Raw genomic sequence first — 17,705 nt, forward strand, 5'->3', positions numbered from 1 at the left:
CATTTGGCACAGTCGTCACAGGCGACCGGCGGACTAGCGTCCGTCCCTGCACTGTTGCAGCGGAACGCCACCTTGTTCGCGGACAAGGACGCTTACCGGGAAAAAGAATTCGGCATCTGGCAAAGCTGGACTTGGGCTGACACCCATAAAGAAATCGAAGCGTTGGCGCTGGGATTGATCAATCTTGGCGTTAACGAAGGCGACTTTATCGCGATAATCGGTCGTAACAGGCCGCACTTTTACTGGTCCATGGTAGCCGCGCAATGTGTTGGGGCGGTCCCCGTGCCCGTCTATCAGGACAGCGCCGCCGAGGAGATGGAGTATATCCTGAGCCATTGCGGGGCGCGCTATGCGATTGTTCAGGACCAAGAGCAGGTCGATAAGATCATCGACATTCAGGACAACCTGCATCAGTTTGAGCACATGATCTATATCGACCAGCGCGGGATGCGGAAGTACGATCATCATCAGCTGCATCGTTTTGTCGACATTCAGGAACAAGGCCGTGCTGCATTTCATGAGTTGAGCGGAGATCTGAAAAAGCGTCAGGATAAGCTGGATTACGACAGCACTTGCGTGATGTTGTATACCTCGGGCACGACGGGCAAGCCGAAGGGTGTTGTTTTGTCCAACCGCAACGTGATCGAAAGCGCCAAAAACAGCTCAGAGTTTGATAATCTGAATGCTGGCGACGAAATTTTGGCCTATCTGCCGATGGCGTGGGTCGGCGATTTTATCTTTTCTGTTGGGCAAGCCTATTGGTGCGGGTTCTGTGTGAACTGCCCCGAAAGTGCCGAGACGATGATGACCGATCTTCGCGAGATTGGACCAACGTATTACTTTGCGCCACCGCGCGTGTTTGAGACCCAGCTGACTAACGTGATGATCCGTATGGAAGATGCGGGCAAGTTCAAGCGCAAGATGTTCCACAAATACATGGAGCACGCCAAGAAAGTTGGCGGCGATATCCTGGATGGCAAGCCAGTGGCGTTTGGCGACCGCCTGAAATACGCGATTGGCAATGTTCTGGTCTATGGTCCGCTCAAGGATACGCTGGGCTTTGGTCGGGTGCGGGTTGGCTATACCGCGGGCGAGGCGATTGGCCCGGAGATTTTCGAATTTTATCGCTCGCTAGGGATCAACCTGAAACAGCTTTATGGCCAGACAGAAGCGACGGTGTTTATCACGGCGCAGCCTGATGGCGAAGTGCGCGCCGATACGGTTGGTGTTCCAAGCCCGGACGTGGAAATCAAAATCGCGGACAATGGCGAAATTTTCTATCGCTCGCCAGGAACGTTTGTTGAATACTACAAAAACCCGGAGTCCACCGCTTCGACCAAGGATGCCGAAGGATGGGTGGCGACCGGCGACGCAGGGTTCTTTGAGGAGAACACAGGGCATCTGCGTATTATCGACCGTGCCAAGGACGTTGGCAAAATGGCCGATGGCAGTATGTTTGCGCCGAAATATGTGGAAAACAAGTTGAAGTTCTATCCAGATATTCTGGAGGCGGTGCTATTTGGGAATGGAAAAGATCACTGCGTGGCGTTTATCAATATTGACCTGACTGCAGTGGGTAATTGGGCAGAACGTAACAACATCGCCTATGCATCATATCAGGAACTAGCCGGGCATCCGCGCGTGCTTGATACAATTCAGACGCATGTAGAAGCGGTTAACAAATCGGTTGCTGTCGATCCGATGCTTGCCGGTTGCCAGATCCATCGTTTCCTTGTTTTGCACAAGGAACTGGACGCAGATGATGGTGAGATGACCCGCACACGCAAGGTGCGCAGGGTGATCGTTGCGGATAAGTTCAATGATCTGGTTGAAGCGCTGTACGCCGGTTCGCCCACAGTCTCGACCGTGACCGAAGTGACCTATGAAGATGGCCGCAAGGGCAGCATCAGCGCAACATTGGATTTGCGTGACGCCAAGGTGGTCTCAACCGCGCAACAGGTGGCCGCAGAATGAGTGCTCAGGAAAGTTATGTCACGGAAGATGGCCGGACGATTGGCCCGACGGTGATGGAAATGAAGAATATCACGCTGCGATTTGGCGGGGTGAAGGCGATCACAGATATTTCGTTCGACATTCGCGAAGGTGAAATCCGCGCGATCATCGGCCCAAACGGTGCCGGGAAATCGTCGATGCTGAATGTGATCTCGGGCTTTTACATCCCGCAAGATGGCGAGGTCTGGTACAAGGGCGAGAAGCGACCTCCGATGAAACCCTATGAGGTGGCGCAGCAAGGCATTGCTCGCACGTTCCAAAATATCGCATTGTTTGAAGGCATGTCCGTTCTGGACAATGTAATGACCGGGCGTATGCGTCAAATGCAGTCGGGCATGCTGGCGCAAGCTTTATGGCGTGGAAAAGCCGAGAAAGAAGAGGTCGAGAACCGCGAAGCGGTGGAGAAAATCATCGATTTTCTGGAGATTCAAGCGATCCGCAAAACGCCAGTGGCACGCCTGCCTTATGGTTTGAAGAAACGGGTCGAGCTGGCGCGGGCATTGGCGGCGGAGCCTTCGATTTTGTTGTTGGACGAACCGATGGCGGGCATGAACGTTGAGGAAAAAGAGGACATGAGCCGCTTTATCCTTGATGTGAATGACGAGTTTGGCACCACGATTGCGCTGATCGAGCACGATATGGGCGTGGTGATGGACCTGAGCGACCGGGTGGTCGTGATGGATTACGGCAAAAAGATCGGCGATGGGACACCAGACGAAGTGCGCAGCAATCAGGCGGTGATCGACGCCTATCTGGGGGTGGCTCATGACTGATCAATGGCCTGATATTAATAATAAAATCGGAGGCGTAGCCGATGCCTGACAGTTTGCTCTTTGGCACAGAGGTGCTTTTGAACGGCCTCATGGCCGGCGTGCTTTATGCGCTGGTCGCGTTGGGGTTTGTTCTGATTTTCAAAGCCTCGGGAATTTTTAACTATGCCCAAGGTGTCATGGCGCTATTCGCGGCATTAACGCTGGTTGGAATAATGGAGGGGCAAGTTCCCTTTTCACATCTGATCAATGCTGCCTTTGGCACGGATATTCACCATTTCGGATGGCATGTGCCTGCGCTAGTGGCGATTATTATAACGATGGTAGTCATGGTGTTCCTCGCTTGGGCGGTGAACCATTTTGTGATGCGCCATCTGGTGAACCAAGAGCCTATCATTTTGTTCATGGCGACCATCGGTCTGGCCTATTTCCTCGAGGGGTTTGGCGATCTGATGTGGGGTAGCGATATCAAGAAGCTGGACGTTGGGTTGCCTCAGGGTGGTAGTTTCTGGATCGAAGAAAACACACAGTGGTTAGGCTTTGGCAATGAGAACTTCTATGGATTTTTCCTCGATAAGCTTGATCTGGTTGCCACGGTAATCGCGGCCATTCTGGTGGCTGCACTGGTAATCTTTGCTCAGTACACCAAACAAGGTCGCGCAATGCGAGCTGTGGCGGATGACCACCAAGCGGCGCTGTCGGTGGGGATTTCGCTGAACTTTATCTGGATCATGGTGTGGTCGGTGGCCGGGTTTGTGGCCTTGGTCGCGGGCATTATGTGGGGCGCAAAATCTGGCGTGCAGTTTTCGCTTTCGCTAATTGCGCTCAAGGCGCTGCCAGTGTTGATGCTGGGCGGGTTCACGTCGATCCCCGGTGCCATTGTTGGTGGCTTGATCATTGGTGTAGGCGAGAAACTCTTTGAGTTTGCGATTGGTCCCTATATTGGCGGCGCGACCGAGAACTGGTTTGCTTATGTGCTGGCGCTGATCTTCCTCGTCTTCCGGCCACAGGGCCTGTTTGGCGAAAAGATTATCGAGAGGGTATGACCAGATGACCAAGTTGATTGCCATACTGAATGTCATTGCATGGTCGGGGTTCTGGGCCTTTGGCTACCTCGCGCTAAGCGCGGATGGGTCATCTGGGCAGATGACAACCGCCGCCATTCTTGCTGCTTTGGGCGGCGCGATTGGGATCTGGGCCTACTTCCAGCTGGTGCGTCATGCCGAAACGACAGGGTACGCAAAGAAACCGAACCGGGCAGACCGGTCACATCTTGAAGATGAATTCCAAGGGGAGAACGTCTGATGTTCTACCGTGAAGCAGGCGATTTCAAAACGACATACGCCGACGACAACCAGACGTTTCCGATCAAGTTTGATCGCTATCGATACTATTTCGTGTTGGTCTTTGCATTCGCTGTGGTGCCGTTCGTCATTAATGACTATTGGGTCAATGCGATTTTCCTGCCGTTTCTGATCTATTCGATTGCGGCAATTGGGCTGAATATCCTTGTTGGGTATTGTGGTCAGGTTTCTCTGGGTACGGGCGGGTTTATGGCGGTAGGCGCATATGCCTGTTACAAGTTGATGACGGCCTTTCCCGAGGTGAACATCTTTTTCCATGTGCTGTTGGCCGGGGGTGTGACCGCCGGTGTTGGCGTTCTGTTTGGCCTGCCGTCGCTGAGGATCAAGGGCTTCTATCTGGCCGTGGCGACATTGGCGGCGCAGTTCTTCCTTGTTTGGCTGTTTAACCGAGTGCCGTGGTTCTACAACTACTCGGCCTCTGGTCAGATCTCCGCGCCTGAACGCACGCTGTTCGGATTTGAAGTTACTGGGCCGAACACAAGCGCGTGGGCACCTTATCTGTTCTGCCTTGTATTGGTGACACTATCAGCGCTTGTCGCACGCAATCTGACCCGTGGGATGCAAGGGCGCCAATGGATGGCCATTCGTGATATGGATATCGCTGCTGAGATTATCGGGGTGAATCCGCTGCGCGCCAAGCTGACGGCTTTTGCGGTGAGCTCTTTCTTTGTTGGTATCTCGGGGGCCTTGTTCTTTTCGGTGTACCTTGGCGCGGTTGAAGTCGGCGAAGCCTTTGGCATTCAGAAATCCTTTCTGGTGCTGTTCATGATCATTATCGGCGGTTTGGGCTCGATCTTTGGCAGCTTTGCCGGGGCGGCGTTCCTTGTGTTGATGCCCGTTCTTCTCAAGAACGTTCTGGTCGGTATGCTGGGATGGCCCACTGATCTCGCCGCACATCTGGAATTCCTGATTGTCGGTGCGTTGATCATCATATTCTTGATCGCGGAACCGCATGGGCTGGCCCAACTTTGGCGCGTGGCCAAAGAGAAACTGAGGTTGTGGCCCTTCCCACATTAGGGCCGCAGCAAGAAGAATAAGGAGCGGGGAGGCTCCTGACGAAAATATCGAACAAAAACTAAGGGAGGAAAGATCAAATGAAATTGAAACTCGCAACATGGGCCACAGCGGCCCTTATGACCGCAAGCCCGGTGCTGGCAGATCTTGTGATGCCCAGCCTGAGCTTTCGAACCGGACCCTACGCGGTTGGCGGCATCCCCCTCGCTGATGGGTATGCAGACTACTTTACCATGGTAAACGAGCGCGACGGCGGCATCGGTGGTGTGCCGGTGCGTGTTTTGGAGTGCGAGACCGGCTATAACACCGAAAAAGGTGTTGAATGCTATGAAAGCACAAAGGGCGAAGGCTCGTTGCTGTACCAGCCCTTTTCGACAGGGATCACCTATCAGCTGATCCCCAAAGTCTCTGCGGATGGCATTGCGCTGCACACAATGGGCTATGGGCGCACATCGGCTGCGAACGGCAAAGTGTTTTCGAACGTTTTTAACTTTCCCGCCAACTATTGGGATGCGGCATCTGTCGCGATCAACTACCTGCTAGATGAAAACGGTGGCGACATTTCCGGCAAGAAAATTGCACTGGTTTATCACAACTCGGCCTATGGTAAGGAACCGATCCGGACGCTTGAAAAGTTGTCGGAAAAGCACGGGTTTGAGCTTTTGCTGCTGGCGGTGGATCACCCTGGACAAGAGCAAAAGTCGCAGTGGTTGCAAATTCGCCGCGAGAAGCCTGACAATGTTCTGATGTGGGGCTGGGGCGTGATGAACCAGGTTGCCGTTCAGGAAGCCGCCAATATTCGCTATCCGATGGAGAACTTTATCGGTGCATGGTGGTCCGGTGCAGAAGCAGACGTATTGCCCGCAGGTGACGCGGCCAACGGGTACAAAGCCCTGACCATGAATGGTGTCGGCAAAGATTTCCCGATCTATGACGATTTGCAGAAATACGTCTATGACGCCGGTTTGGCGGCAGGTGCCGGAAACCAGACCGGAACCGTTCTGTACAGCCGGACGATCTATGCCGGTTTCCTTGCGCATATGGCGATCCTCAAGGCGCAGGAAATGCACGGCGTGGCCGACATCACCCAAGCGATGATGGTTGACGGGATGGAAAACCTGGAGATCACCGATGCGATGATGGAGAAATATGGCGTTGCTGGCATGGGTCCTGAATTCTCGGTGAGCTGTGAAAACCACGGCGGTCCAGGTCTTGGCGCAGTGACGCAATGGGATGCGTCTGCTGGGGTCTGGAACCAGATCACAGACTTCAAAGTGTCAGACAAGTCCATCATTGACCCACTGATCCTTGAGGACAGCATGGCATTTGCGGCGGAAAACAACATCGCAGAGCGCTGCAACTAAGCACTTCACAAACCTTGTCCCGGCCGAGTGACCGGCCGGGACGTTGCCCAACCGGACAGGAAAGAAATCGCTGATGTTGGATTCTGGTCGCACCGAAGAGACCCTCTTGGAGGTCAACAACATCGAGGTGATCTATAATCACGTGATCCTCGTTCTCAAGGGCGTGAGCCTGAGTGTACCCAAAGGTGGTATCACTGCGTTGCTAGGTGGCAACGGCGCAGGCAAAACCACAACGCTTAAGGCAATATCGAACCTTCTGCATTCCGAACGCGGCGAAGTGACCAAGGGCTCGATCATGTATCGCGGCGCTAATACCCAAGGGTTGGACCCAGCGGCAATGGTGAAAACCGGTGTCATTCAGGTAATGGAGGGCCGCCATTGCTTTGAGCACCTTACGGTTGAGGAAAACCTTCTGACCGGAGCTTATACACGGTCTAATTCTGCTGACATCGCACGTGATTTGGAAATGGTGTACACTTATTTCCCAAGGCTGAACGAGCGCCGCAAAAGCCAGGCCGGCTATACCTCGGGCGGTGAGCAACAGATGGTCGCGATTGGGCGTGCTTTGATGAGCCGCCCGGAAACGATTTTGTTGGATGAGCCGAGCATGGGGCTAGCACCGCAATTGGTGGAAGAGATCTTTACCATCGTCAAAGACCTAAACGAAAAGGAAGGCGCGACATTCCTTTTGGCGGAACAGAACACCAATGTCGCGCTGCGATTTGCCCATTACGGCTATATTTTGGAATCAGGCCGCGTTGTGATGGACGGCCCTGCCAAAGAATTGCGTGAAAACCCGGATGTTAAGGAATTCTACCTTGGAATGTCCGATGAAGGCCGCAAGTCGTTCCGAGATGTACGGTCCTATCGTCGCCGCAAACGCTGGCTAAGTTAACTGATGAGCAGATATGGGGCGGTACGTTTCAAAGTGGTCCCGTTTTTTCTGGGTGAGATGGTAAATGCCCCACCCGTTGGTAATTTGCGCCCAGTAGATTGGTGCAAAGAGAGATGAGGATGGCGCGATGAGCCAGTATTTTGACACTCTGGAAACCCGCTCTGAGGATCAGCGTGCTGAGGATTTGGCCTTGGCCCTGCCAGCACAATTTGCACGAGCCAAAATGCTGCCCGGGTATGCACGTACGCTTTCCAATGTGGATCCGGAGTTGGTGACAAGTGTCGAAGCACTTGCGCCCTTGCCGGTTCTTCGCAAATCTGAACTGAGTAAAGCTCAGTCACTGGCCGGACTTATGGGTGGCTATGCCGATTTGAACAGGCCTGGCATTACTCATGTGTTCCAATCACCTGGTCCGATTTATGAACCCGGCAGCAATGGTGCGGACTGGTTTCGCTTTGGTCGTGTCCTTAACGCGGTTGGCATTGGAGCGGGTGACATTGTGCAGAACTGTTTTTCGTATCACCTGACCCCAGCAGGGATCATGTTTGAAAGCGGTGCGCGGGCCGTCGGAGCCAAGGTCCTGCCAGCGGGAGTGGGCCAGACGGAGATGCAAGTGCGTGCTGCCGCTGATGTCGGGACGACGGCATATGCTGGCACTCCGGATTACCTCAAGGTGATCCTCGACAAGGCTGACGAGATGGGCGAGCGGCTAAAGATATTCAAAGCCACAGTTGGGGGTGGCGCGCTCTTCCCGTCGCTGCGGCAGGAATATGCGGATCGGGGAATTACCTGTCTGCAAGGGTATGGCACAGCGGATCTGGGCTCGATCGCATATGAATCGGAGGCCATGGAGGGTATGATCATAGATGAGGGCGTGATCGTTGAAATCGTCACGCCGGGTACTGGTACACCCGTTGCGCAGGGTGAGGTCGGTGAAGTTGTCGTGACAACACTCAATCCTGACTATCCCTTGATCCGCTTTGCCACCGGCGACCTCTCCGCCGTCCTCCCTGGGCAAAGCCCATGTGGCCGCACGAACATGCGGATCAAGGGGTGGATGGGACGCGCGGATCAAACGGCCAAGATCAAGGGTATGTTTGTGCGCCCAGAACAAGTGGCCGCATTGGTGGCGCGTCATGACGAGGTCGGCAAAGCGCGAGTCGTTGCGACACGCAATGGAGAGATGGATGTGATGACCGTGCAAATCGAAAGCACGGGGGGGGATCAGGATGCGTATGGCGCATCTATAGCCGAAACTCTGAAGCTACGCGGTGCTGTAGAAATTGTCGCACCGGGAAGCTTGCCCAACGATGGTATCGTGATCGAGGATCGGCGGGTTTACGACCAAGCCAACTGAGGCCATTGAATATCAAATGACAGCACGCGGAACTTTAGTGCTTCTTCATTCGCATGAAAATTCAGTAGCCCCGGCTGAAACATCCGCATCATGTTGTTGTCATTCAGCGACGTCTCCAGAACTGCCTGACGTCAGAGCTTATGGTGCCTTTGGGGCGCTGGAATTAGAACGTCTGAAGTTTAGCACATTCTTGCGACGCAGACTCTGCGCTCTAAGCGATTGAAAACCACGCTGTTGAGTATCGACTGCGATTTGGCGCCAGGTGCGACCGCGTAGAATATCAACATGAAGGTGGTGCAGGTCGTCGGTGCCGGTGGCGTAAATGGCTATGCTGTAGACTTTTCGGCGCCGGCCATTCGCGATCAAAACATGTCTGGGCGGATGACCATCTGCAACATGGCCGTTGAGCTGTGTGCGCGTGCCGTGTCGTCGGTCAGACACTTCTTCCTAGCTTCCATAAAGTCTTTGGACCACTTGCAATAAAGGCTCTGGGATATGCCTCACGACGGCACATCTCTCCGATGCTGTCCTCGCCACGCAGCCCGTCCGGCACGATACCAATCTTCTCTTCAATGGAGTATTGCTTGCAAGTGGCCCCTTTGATGTCCATGGCGACCTTCTCGCTAGGACTCTTTGTTGTCTTTCTCATCGTCCACTCCTTGGTGGTGACGTTGGGCCAGAAACTCTCTCTTTTCAAATTGTCCTAATTGCACCCATAGGCGCTGACGTCAGGCACTCGTCTCCAAAACCTTCGATAGCTTTAGAAGCAATAAGATGAAGAATCGCCAAAGTATAATCTGACAAAGATCCCTCAAAAATTGTTTCTTTGAGAGGAATAATGGCAAAAATCTCAATTTAAACTGAAAATTACTGTGGCAACCCACATTCCCGAAATCCCATCCACCGTGTCTTGAGTTTTGCTGCCTTAATCGCCTGACGCAACCGATCCGAGAAAAACACGACTCTCTTCACACGCTCTTCAAACCAAAGATCAACATCGCCCACCTTTTCCGGATCCAATACAAACAAACGATCCTCGGAGAACCCCGGCTCCCAACGCCCCCGCTCAACAATTGGTCGTCTCAGATCAACCGATTGATCCGCGAGAAATGACGACCGCTCTTCGCGAATATGTATGAAATACCAGCGCCCCTCGATGGGTGTTTTCTGATCATATTCAAACAGTTGCACCTGAGAAAACCGCGTCTCGCCCAGCTCGAACTGCTGTAACAGATCATGCATGGCGCCGGAAATAATGAGATTGGCATTTTTGCTCAAGAAGACATCTGGAAGCGCGCGCTGACGTGCCGACAGGTTGCGAAGATCAAAAAAATTGCAGTCGGATATTCTGACGGATCAATATCGCGACCATCGCGAAAATGATATCTATCCTGAAAGTCGATACGTTCACGAAGGCTGTTGTTGGGCATCAGGTAGTCCACCGGCTTCACAAGACGGCTCTCCACGACCATTTTCGATTCCCAAATCTTTTTGTGTACCATATTTTGCTACCCCAATGTGTCCAATGCGACCCTCTTAGGTAGGGTATTGCCCCGCTAAAAGTGCGTCATTTCAACGTTTCCTGCCAGAAACATTCAACGAAAATACTCGGACAATGCTGTTTGTAGAAATGATGATTTCCAAGAGCCGCGCCAAACAGAGTCCTCATCCACTATATTTCGTATAAGGTTTGTTTCTGCCCTGTAACTCACGATTTGAATGTCTACCTTAGGTTCCCGTCGTCAGACTTCGGTCGGGCTGTGACATCTTCGATTCTAGATGGACGAAGCTACCCGGAGTGCCTTGTTGGATGGGCGAGACGATATGCTGGGTTCCCTTAACCTCGCGGAATCCATTCGTGCGTTTGAAAATGGCCTGACAAAAAAGATGCAATTAAGTGTCATCCAATAGGAGCCAGTGCGGAGCTATGACAACTTCAGTGTTTTGTGGCGGTTGTCGAAGAACTCCACTTTCGGAAAGCCGGAGAGCGTTTTGGCCTGAGTTAGCCTTCACTTTCCAAACGGATTTCCGCGCTTGAACACGAGCTTGGGTTTCCTCTGGCTTTTCGAACCATCCGCCAAGTGAGTTTGACACAGGCTGGATCAGAATTATTGAAGGATGCGTAACGTATTCTCGCGGATATCGCAAAGTCGGTTTCGAATGTGCGCCATGTCGCAGACAGCGGCCTGTTATCACTTCGGATAAGCGGTGTCGACGAAGCGCTTTCATTGTTGTTTCCACCTGCCTTGGTCGAGTTTTGAAAGCTCTACCCTACGGTACATATAGAATTGCTTGAGATCTCATCATCGGACCATCACACTCGGGAACTTGTGGGTCATAAGACTGACGTCGCATTTGTGCGGGGTCCGCCTGACAGATAAATATCTGTCATCGGAATTTTTGTATAACCAGTCTGTGGTTGTCGTCGTGGCGGATGACAATCCTTTGTCAGAGAAGAAAGAAATTTCTTTCGAGGAAATCAAGGACCTTCCGCTAATGGGATTTCCAAAGCGCTCCAGCCCCATACTGCACGAGATGTTGTGGGGTAGTTTTCGATCACTTGGATGGCAACCTGATATTGTCTGCGAAGTCATAGGCAAATCAACGATGCTCCGATTGGTGGGGCATGGAATTGGCATCGCCCTGAGCCCTGCTTGGGTAAAGTCGTTATCATCCAAAAGTCTGAAATTTGTCCCCTATTACGAGAACGCTCGGGAAATTGATCTCTATATTTCTTATCGTACTTCGGGAGATGTAAAGGAGGCGTTGGCGTTTTTTGACGCGGTAAAGTATGTAAGTGGCGAAGCAACACGATCTTAGGCTGCAACTTTTTGCATGTTCTTGAATTTCTGCTTTGGGTGGTTCGTTCAACTTTTTGAGCGCACTTTCTGCCCATAGCCGTCTTTGCCGCAAAGTGTGGTGGGCGGCAATTTACCGCCCTCAACGCCGAACGTAGTGCTTTAATTGAGTAACATTAGTGGGTTTTGGCCAAACAATTCGCCGGGCTTTTTCAATTTTTGGCGCAGAATTGGAAAGGAATAGGCACGTTCGTTAGGGGCAAAATGCAATGTTTAGGATGCCCCAAAAGCAAAAAACCGCCCCGAAGGGCGGTTCTTACAGTGGCTCATATCAAAAAGACCGGGAGTTAACCCTGACGTGCTTTGAAGCGACGCTGTGTCTTATTGATCACGTAAACGCGGCCCTTGCGGCGCACAACACGGCAGTCGCGGTGCCGGTTCTTGAGCGAGCGGAGCGAGTTCTTGACCTTCATGTCATTCTCCTCATTTCGCGGCGCGGCATGCGCCATTTGGTTGCGGGCACCCCGATGGCTTGGGGCGGTGAATTCATGGTGGGCGATACTGGGATCGAACCAGTGACCCCTTCGATGTCAACGAAGTGCTCTACCGCTGAGCTAATCACCCACGAACCGGCTTGATTACTTTGCCCCCTAATAAAGGGGGCGCGGAAAACCGCGCCAGTGGCGGCTTCTATAAAAGGAGTCGTGAGGGGGATCAAGGGCTTTTGAAATAATAGTTTTTGAGGCTATATTTCTGGTGAACAGGAGACCCAATGCCTAGAGAATCTTATCTCATCCATCGGCCGCGCACATTGACGTCTGCGCTGGTTTTTGCGTCGCCGCATAGCGGATGCGATTACCCTGAATGGTTTATCAGGCGGTCGCTTTTGAATGCACACACAATTAGAACTTCTGAAGACGCGTTTGTAGATAAGTTGTTCGAGGTGGCGCCAGAATTTGGCGCTCCGTTCCTCGTTGCAGGAGCTCCACGTGCCTTTCTGGATCTTAATCGCGCGGCTGACGAGTTAGACCCGGCCCTGATTCATGGTGTTCGCAAGATCGGGCATAACCCACGCATTGCATCCGGACTTGGAGTGATTCCACGAGTGGTGGCGAACGGAAGGTCCATCTATAGCGGCAAGATGGCGTTGGACGAGGCAAATCGTCGAATCGAAACCTACTGGCGCCCGTACCATCAGGCATTGGCCGAACTGCTCGCGCAGGCTCACGAGACATTCGGCAAGGCGATACTGGTCGATTGTCACTCGATGCCGCGTGAGGCCGTTGAAAACGTTTCACGCAACGGCAGGCCGCGGCCGGAAATCGTGTTAGGTGATCGATTTGGTGCTGCTGCGCATAGTGAAGTGATGGACCAGATCGAGGCGGCGTTCGCCGAGGCGGGGTTCGAGGTTTCACGGAACACTCCATTTGCGGGAGCCTACGTGACACAGCATTATGGACGACCCTCGCGCCGCCAACATGCGATTCAGATTGAGATCGACCGCTCGCTTTATATGGATGAGCGTCGGATAAAACCGCATTCAGACTTTGCCGCGTTCCGTGAACGACTGGGAAGCGTGATTGCTCGGATCGTCGAGATTGGACGCCCGGAAGATCGTTCGCTGGCTGCCGAGTGATCCGTCAGCGCATTGCACGCCCCTTGAGAATTGCGTCTGAGCCGAACCGTTTGCGGATTGCGTCGGTTGCGCGTTCTGCCTTGGTGCGTTGAACAGCCTGTGGGTCCAGCAAATCTCCAGACAAATCCCCCTGCTCGGCTGAGATAAGGTCGGCAAGGCCAACGCCAATCAGCCTATACGGGCCCTGATCCCCAACCTGATCGAACAAGTTACGCGCCGTGCGATACAACGTGTCGGCCATTTGGGTCGGGTCGCGCAGGCTTATGCGGCGGGAAATCAAGCTGTGATTGGCGCGTTTGAGCTTCAGCGTCACAACACGGCCCGCCATATCTTTGGCTTTGGCACGGTCCGAGACCTTTTCAGCCATGCGCCAGATGTGACCATCCAGAATGTTGGTGCTGCCGGTGTCTTCAAAAAAGGTGGTCTCGTTGCTGATGCTTTTGATCGGCGTGTGGGCGGACACACGGCGACGGTCCTGTCCGCGTGCAAGGCTCCATAGGCGGTACCCCATCGAGCCGAACCGGGCGGTTAGGTCTTGTTGCTCCCAACGCAACAAGTCTTTGAAAGTGCGGATGCCTGCGCGATCAAGGCTTTCTTGTGCCGCGGGTCCAATGCCCCAAATCAGGCGCACCGATTTGTCGCGCAGAAAGTCATCCGTTTCCGCCTCGCCGATCACCGAAAACCCACGCGGCTTGTCGAGGTCGGACGCGACCTTGGCGAGGAATTTGTTGTGGCTGAGGCCGATGGAGCCAGTGACGCCCAGTTCGTCCTTCATGCGTTTGGTCAACCGGGCCAGCATCACCGCAGGCGGCGCGCCATGTAGTTTGGCGGTTCCCGAAAGATCCATGAAAGCCTCGTCCAGCGACAATGGTTCAATGTCTGGTGTCATGTCGTTCATCATCTTGCGGATCTCGCGGCTGACTTCGACATAGACGGACATGCGAGGTTTGATCACCACCGCATCAGGACACAGTTTGAGCGCCTGAAACATTGGCATGGCGGAACGAACGCCCCGAATGCGGGCAACATAGCAGGCTGTTGAGACCACTCCACGGCGCCCGCCGCCAATGACGACTGGCTTGTCCGCCAGCTCCGGGTTGTCGCGTTTCTCAACACTGGCGTAGAATGCGTCGCAATCCATATGTGCGATAGAGAGGTCAAAGAGCTCTTCGTGCCGCACGATTCGGAAACTGGCGCAGCTGGAACAGCGGCGTTCGGTCGTCAGTGCGGTCAGGCAATCGCGGCATAGTGCGGGCATGGTGGGTTCGGTGGTTAGGTTCGGAGTTTGGGAATGAGTGTATCACGTCGCGATCCGGCAGACACCGTGAATGCAGATGATTTTGACGGTGCCAAGATGGTCGTTTTTATCGGGGATCGTATTGTGACGTTGCTGCGCGATGATATCGAAACGATTCCCTTTCCGGGGTTTTGGGATTTCCCGGGTGGCGGGCGTGAACTGGGCGAGTCGCCGTGGGACTGTGTTTGGCGGGAAACACGCGAAGAGCTGAGCCTTGACGTTCCCGAGCGGGCTGTTGTCTGGAGCCGGCAATATTTTTTGCATGGTACGACACGCTGGTTTTTTGTGGCAAAGATGGCGGCATCAGCAGAACGACAGATTGCGCTGGGGGATGAGGGGCAGGCATGGCAATTGCTTTGGCCTGACGATTATCTGGCGCACCCAAAGGCGATACCGATATTTCAAACGCGCCTGAGCGACTATCTTTCCGATCGTTAAGCGCGTTTGCTGTTCAGCTGGGTGATGCCCAGAACGTCCAGCACCTTGGCCTCGATATGTTCCGCGTTCATGGCTGCGCTATCGTACATCGCCTTTGGGCTGGCATGGTCGATGAACGTATCGGGCAAGACCATCGAGCGATACTTAAGGCCGCTGTCAAACACGGCATTCTCTGCGAGTAGTTGAGCGACATGGCTGCCAAAGCCGCCAATTGCGCCTTCTTCGATTGTGATCAGGGCCTCGTGATTGGCAGCCAGATCGAGGATCAGCGCTTCGTCCAGTGGTTTGGCAAAGCGGGCATCGGCGATGGTGGGCGTAATGCCCTTTTGTGCCAGTGTTTCGGCGGCCTTGCGGACCTCTTCCAGACGTGTGCCGAATGACAGTAATGCGACGCGTTTGCCGTGCTGGATCACACGCCCCTTGCCGATTTCGAGTATTTCGGCCTGCTCGGGCAGATCGACACCCACACCCTCGCCACGCGGATAGCGAAAGGCGATTGGTCCATCGTTATGTGCGGCGGCGGTGGCAACCATGTGCATCAATTCGGCCTCGTCTGCGGCGGCCATCACGACCATGCCCGGTAAATTGGCCATATAGGCGATATCAAAGCTGCCAGCGTGTGTTGCGCCGTCGGCGCCCACAAGGCCCGCCCGGTCAATGGCGAAGCGCACTGGAAGGCGCTGGATCGCGACGTCGTGCACCACCTGATCGTAGCCACGCTGAAGGAAAGTCGAATACATCGCGCAGAATGGTTTCATGCCACCTGCGGCGAGAGCTGCGGAAAAGGTGACGCCGTGTTGTTCGGCGATGGCCACGTCAAAGCAACGGCTGGGGTAACGTTCGGCAAAGAGGTTTAGTCCAGTTCCATCAGGCATGGCGGCAGTCACGGCGCAGATTTTGTCATCGCGCGCGGCCTCGTCCACCAGCGCCTTACCAAAGACAGACGTATAGCTGGGGGCGTTCGAGGGCGTCTTTTGCTGTTTGCCGGTGACGACGTCGAATTTTGCCGTGGCATGGCCCCGATCGCGCGCATTTTCGGCGGGGGCGTAGCCCTTGCCCTTTTTGGTGTTGATATGAAGCAGCACCGGCCCCGTTGCGCGCTGGCGCATTGTACGCAGAACAAGAAGGAGCTGTTCCATATCATGGCCATCGATAGGTCCAACATATGAAAAGCCGAGCTCTTCGAACAGGGTGCCCCCTACGGCCATACCTTTTATCATTTCCTTGGCGCGCTTGGCGCCCTCGCGGAATGGTTCAGGGAGAAGCGATACAGCGCCCTTGGCGGCCGCCTTGAATTCCTGAAATGGTTCGCCTGCATAGAGGCGAGAGAGGTAGGAGGACATTGCGCCGACAGGTGGCGCGATGGACATATCGTTGTCGTTCAGGACTACGAAAAGGCGTTTATTTAGGTGGCCTGCGTTATTCATGGCCTCGTAAGCCATACCCGCGCTGATCGAGCCATCGCCGATGACGGCAATCGCATCGCCAAGCCCACCATCACATTGACCGCCCAAATCGCGTGCCACGGCAAAGCCGAGCGCGGCAGAGATAGACGTTGATGAGTGCGCTGCGCCAAACGGGTCAAACACGCTTTCAGAGCGCTTGGTGAAGCCGGAAAGACCGTCCTGTTGACGCAGTGTGCGGATGCGATCGCGCCGACCTGTCAGAATTTTGTGGGGATAACATTGGTGGCCAACGTCCCAGATCACCTTGTCGCGCGGTGTATCAAAGATCGCGTGCAGCGCCACGGTCAGTTCCACGACACCCAATCCCGCGCCCAGATGACCGCCGGTTTCGCTGACAGCAGAAATTGTCTCGGCACGTAATTCTTGCGCTACCTGTGCCAGTTCCGTGTCGGAAAACTGTTTCAGGTCAGCGGGAAGGGCAACCTGGTCGAGCAATGGAGTGTCTGGTCTCGCGGACATCGGCAGAGCCTTTTTGTTAGCTGTCTCGCGAGATAACGAACCGCGCGGCATCACGCAAGGTTTCGGCGTCACCACCATAGGGTGCCAGCGCGTCGCAGGCATCTTCAATCAGCACCCTTGCGCGGTTTTTTGCGCCCTCAAGTCCAAGGAGCGAGACAAAAGTCGCTTTGCCTGCGTCTGCATCCTTGCCTACGGCCTTACCAACTTTGGCGGCGTCGCCTTCGATATCTAGGATGTCGTCGGCAATTTGAAAGGCAAGCCCGAGATCAGCGGCGTAGCGTTTGAGCGGTGCCGTATCCGCCATTGCCATTACGGCGCCTGCGGTGGCGGACCATGCAAATAGTGCGCCGGTCTTGCCCGCTTGGAGCCGGGTGATTTCGTCAAGCGTGAGCGGGTTGGCGGCGGTTTCGGCAGCGATGTCGAGTGCCTGGCCGAGCACCATGCCTTGGCCCCCGGCGGCACGCGCCAGTGTCAGAGTTAGTTCTGCGCGAACGCTCGGGTCTGGGTGGCATTCCGGATGCGCGGCGCATTCAAAGCCAAGTGTGTGCAGCGCATCACCAGCCAGAACAGCAGTGCATTCGTCCCACTTTACATGCACGGTTGGCAAGCCTCGGCGCAGGTCATCATCGTCCATACAGGGCAGGTCATCGTGCACGAGGCTGTAGGCGTGGATCGCCTCGATCGCAGTGGCAGGCCAGATCGCCTGAGCCTCGGGAATGTGGTGCAGGCGCGCGCTTTCCAGCACCAAAAAGGCGCGTAAACGTTTACCCCCAGCGCTGGCGTAACGCATGGCTTGCACCACGGGCAAATCACCCATTGGGGCCATAACGTGGC

General features: G+C 54.4%; 19 protein-coding genes, 1 tRNA gene and 1 pseudogene. 13 read left to right on the plus strand and 8 right to left on the minus strand.

The features are described 5' to 3' along the window. Positions 1 to 3: 3 nt before the first annotated feature. The 9 genes from CLV88_RS15655 (at position 4) to CLV88_RS23385 (ending at position 9,260) form a co-directional block, all read left to right on the plus strand. Positions 4 to 1,974, plus strand: a complete 1,971-nt coding sequence (locus CLV88_RS15655) for an AMP-binding protein (protein WP_106609352.1) — start codon at positions 4 to 6, stop codon at positions 1,972 to 1,974. Then, the gene (locus CLV88_RS15660; protein WP_106609353.1) at positions 1,971 to 2,786 is read left to right on the plus strand and encodes an ABC transporter ATP-binding protein; all 816 of its coding nucleotides are present in this window, start codon (positions 1,971 to 1,973) and stop codon (positions 2,784 to 2,786) included. The genes CLV88_RS15655 and CLV88_RS15660 overlap by 4 nt, the downstream gene beginning before the upstream one ends. Before the next feature lie 41 nt (positions 2,787 to 2,827). Beyond that, positions 2,828 to 3,829 carry a branched-chain amino acid ABC transporter permease gene (locus tag CLV88_RS15665; RefSeq protein WP_106609354.1) on the plus strand — a complete coding sequence of 334 codons (1,002 nt, stop codon included), beginning with the start codon at positions 2,828 to 2,830 and terminating at the stop codon, positions 3,827 to 3,829. A 4-nt stretch (positions 3,830 to 3,833) separates the two neighbouring features. Further along, on the plus strand, positions 3,834 to 4,088 hold the full coding sequence (locus CLV88_RS15670) for a hypothetical protein (protein WP_106609355.1): 255 nt from the start codon (positions 3,834 to 3,836) through the stop codon (positions 4,086 to 4,088). Continuing rightward, positions 4,088 to 5,164 (plus strand): branched-chain amino acid ABC transporter permease, encoded by a 1,077-nt coding sequence (locus CLV88_RS15675; RefSeq protein WP_106609356.1) that lies wholly within the window; start codon positions 4,088 to 4,090, stop codon positions 5,162 to 5,164. Before CLV88_RS15670 ends, CLV88_RS15675 begins: the two co-directional genes overlap by 1 nt. A 77-nt stretch (positions 5,165 to 5,241) precedes the next feature. Next, positions 5,242 to 6,525, plus strand: coding sequence for an ABC transporter substrate-binding protein (locus CLV88_RS15680; RefSeq protein WP_106609357.1), 1,284 nt, complete (start codon positions 5,242 to 5,244; stop codon positions 6,523 to 6,525). Positions 6,526 to 6,598: 73 nt separating this feature from the next. Beyond that, on the plus strand, positions 6,599 to 7,420 hold the full coding sequence (locus CLV88_RS15685) for an ABC transporter ATP-binding protein (RefSeq protein WP_106609358.1): 822 nt from the start codon (positions 6,599 to 6,601) through the stop codon (positions 7,418 to 7,420). Positions 7,421 to 7,547: 127 nt separating this feature from the next. Next, positions 7,548 to 8,777 (plus strand): phenylacetate--CoA ligase family protein, encoded by a 1,230-nt coding sequence (locus CLV88_RS15690; protein WP_106609359.1) that lies wholly within the window; start codon positions 7,548 to 7,550, stop codon positions 8,775 to 8,777. A gap of 285 nt (positions 8,778 to 9,062) precedes the next feature. Then, a complete protein-coding gene (locus CLV88_RS23385) occupies positions 9,063 to 9,260 on the plus strand; it encodes an aconitase family protein (protein ID WP_243403686.1) in 198 nt (65 codons plus the stop codon). On the opposite strand, the pseudogene CLV88_RS15700 reads toward CLV88_RS23385, so the two are convergent. From CLV88_RS15700 to CLV88_RS15710, 3 genes and pseudogenes are all read right to left on the minus strand, one after another. Then, positions 9,191 to 9,426 (minus strand): annotated as a pseudogene (locus CLV88_RS15700) (transposase); the annotation flags it as partial. The gene CLV88_RS23385 and the pseudogene CLV88_RS15700 overlap by 70 nt on opposite strands. 218 nt (positions 9,427 to 9,644) lie before the next feature. Then, positions 9,645 to 10,055 carry an imm11 family protein gene (locus tag CLV88_RS15705; RefSeq protein WP_106609361.1) on the minus strand — a complete coding sequence of 137 codons (411 nt, stop codon included), beginning with the start codon at positions 10,053 to 10,055 and terminating at the stop codon, positions 9,645 to 9,647. Then, positions 10,052 to 10,279, minus strand: a complete 228-nt coding sequence (locus CLV88_RS15710; RefSeq protein ID WP_106609362.1) for a hypothetical protein — start codon at positions 10,277 to 10,279, stop codon at positions 10,052 to 10,054. Before CLV88_RS15710 ends, CLV88_RS15705 begins: the two co-directional genes overlap by 4 nt. 522 nt (positions 10,280 to 10,801) lie before the next feature. Here CLV88_RS15710 and CLV88_RS23390 point away from each other — a divergent pair. Both CLV88_RS23390 and CLV88_RS23395 read left to right on the plus strand, forming a co-directional pair. Next, positions 10,802 to 10,903, plus strand: a complete 102-nt coding sequence (locus CLV88_RS23390) for a hypothetical protein (protein ID WP_243403689.1) — start codon at positions 10,802 to 10,804, stop codon at positions 10,901 to 10,903. A 301-nt stretch (positions 10,904 to 11,204) separates the two neighbouring features. Next, a complete protein-coding gene (locus CLV88_RS23395) occupies positions 11,205 to 11,597 on the plus strand; it encodes a LysR substrate-binding domain-containing protein (protein ID WP_243403687.1) in 393 nt (130 codons plus the stop codon). Positions 11,598 to 11,922: 325 nt separating this feature from the next. On the opposite strand, the gene ykgO is transcribed toward CLV88_RS23395, so the two are convergent. Together ykgO and CLV88_RS15725 are read right to left on the minus strand one after the other, a co-directional pair. Then, the gene (ykgO, locus tag CLV88_RS15720) at positions 11,923 to 12,048 is read right to left on the minus strand and encodes a type B 50S ribosomal protein L36 (protein ID WP_008562923.1); all 126 of its coding nucleotides are present in this window, start codon (positions 12,046 to 12,048) and stop codon (positions 11,923 to 11,925) included. A 76-nt stretch (positions 12,049 to 12,124) separates the two neighbouring features. Then, positions 12,125 to 12,199 (minus strand) — tRNA-Val (locus tag CLV88_RS15725). A gap of 148 nt (positions 12,200 to 12,347) precedes the next feature. Between CLV88_RS15725 and CLV88_RS15730 the strand changes: the two genes are divergently transcribed. After that, positions 12,348 to 13,211, plus strand: a complete 864-nt coding sequence (locus CLV88_RS15730; RefSeq protein WP_106609363.1) for an N-formylglutamate amidohydrolase — start codon at positions 12,348 to 12,350, stop codon at positions 13,209 to 13,211. Positions 13,212 to 13,215: 4 nt separating this feature from the next. Here the strand turns inward: CLV88_RS15730 and CLV88_RS15735 are convergent, their stop codons facing one another. Beyond that, on the minus strand, positions 13,216 to 14,469 hold the full coding sequence (locus CLV88_RS15735) for a DNA polymerase IV (RefSeq protein ID WP_106609364.1): 1,254 nt from the start codon (positions 14,467 to 14,469) through the stop codon (positions 13,216 to 13,218). 33 nt (positions 14,470 to 14,502) lie between these two features. On the opposite strand from CLV88_RS15735, the gene CLV88_RS15740 reads away from it, so the two are divergent. Beyond that, positions 14,503 to 14,946, plus strand: a complete 444-nt coding sequence (locus CLV88_RS15740) for an NUDIX hydrolase (protein WP_106609365.1) — start codon at positions 14,503 to 14,505, stop codon at positions 14,944 to 14,946. Here CLV88_RS15740 and dxs read toward each other — a convergent pair. Further along, the gene (dxs, locus tag CLV88_RS15745; protein ID WP_106609413.1) at positions 14,943 to 16,871 is read right to left on the minus strand and encodes a 1-deoxy-D-xylulose-5-phosphate synthase; all 1,929 of its coding nucleotides are present in this window, start codon (positions 16,869 to 16,871) and stop codon (positions 14,943 to 14,945) included. The two genes, CLV88_RS15740 and dxs, sit on opposite strands and share 4 nt — an antisense overlap. 16 nt (positions 16,872 to 16,887) lie before the next feature. Continuing rightward, positions 16,888 to 17,697: a polyprenyl synthetase family protein gene (locus CLV88_RS15750; protein WP_243403690.1), complete on the minus strand. Its 810-nt coding sequence runs from the start codon at positions 17,695 to 17,697 to the stop codon at positions 16,888 to 16,890. Positions 17,698 to 17,705 lie beyond the last annotated feature (8 nt).

The sequence above is a fragment of the Shimia abyssi genome, from assembly GCF_003014475.1.
Classification (GTDB): domain Bacteria; phylum Pseudomonadota; class Alphaproteobacteria; order Rhodobacterales; family Rhodobacteraceae; genus Shimia; species Shimia abyssi.

Coding starts and splice junctions, on each gene's coding strand:
- ykgO (WP_008562923.1), bottom strand. CDS start 12,048: ATGAAGGTCAAGAACTCGCTCCGCTCGCTCAAGAACCGGCACCGCGAC.
- CLV88_RS15670 (WP_106609355.1), top strand. CDS start 3,834: ATGACCAAGTTGATTGCCATACTGAATGTCATTGCATGGTCGGGGTTC.
- CLV88_RS15750 (WP_243403690.1), bottom strand. CDS start 17,697: ATGGCCCCAATGGGTGATTTGCCCGTGGTGCAAGCCATGCGTTACGCC.
- CLV88_RS15740 (WP_106609365.1), top strand. CDS start 14,503: ATGAGTGTATCACGTCGCGATCCGGCAGACACCGTGAATGCAGATGAT.
- CLV88_RS15675 (WP_106609356.1), top strand. CDS start 4,088: ATGTTCTACCGTGAAGCAGGCGATTTCAAAACGACATACGCCGACGAC.
- CLV88_RS15660 (WP_106609353.1), top strand. CDS start 1,971: ATGAGTGCTCAGGAAAGTTATGTCACGGAAGATGGCCGGACGATTGGC.
- CLV88_RS15730 (WP_106609363.1), top strand. CDS start 12,348: ATGCCTAGAGAATCTTATCTCATCCATCGGCCGCGCACATTGACGTCT.
- CLV88_RS15710 (WP_106609362.1), bottom strand. CDS start 10,279: ATGGTACACAAAAAGATTTGGGAATCGAAAATGGTCGTGGAGAGCCGT.
- CLV88_RS15735 (WP_106609364.1), bottom strand. CDS start 14,469: ATGCCCGCACTATGCCGCGATTGCCTGACCGCACTGACGACCGAACGC.
- CLV88_RS15690 (WP_106609359.1), top strand. CDS start 7,548: ATGAGCCAGTATTTTGACACTCTGGAAACCCGCTCTGAGGATCAGCGT.
- CLV88_RS15685 (WP_106609358.1), top strand. CDS start 6,599: ATGTTGGATTCTGGTCGCACCGAAGAGACCCTCTTGGAGGTCAACAAC.
- CLV88_RS23385 (WP_243403686.1), top strand. CDS start 9,063: ATGAAGGTGGTGCAGGTCGTCGGTGCCGGTGGCGTAAATGGCTATGCT.
- CLV88_RS15665 (WP_106609354.1), top strand. CDS start 2,828: ATGCCTGACAGTTTGCTCTTTGGCACAGAGGTGCTTTTGAACGGCCTC.
- dxs (WP_106609413.1), bottom strand. CDS start 16,871: ATGTCCGCGAGACCAGACACTCCATTGCTCGACCAGGTTGCCCTTCCC.
- CLV88_RS15680 (WP_106609357.1), top strand. CDS start 5,242: ATGAAATTGAAACTCGCAACATGGGCCACAGCGGCCCTTATGACCGCA.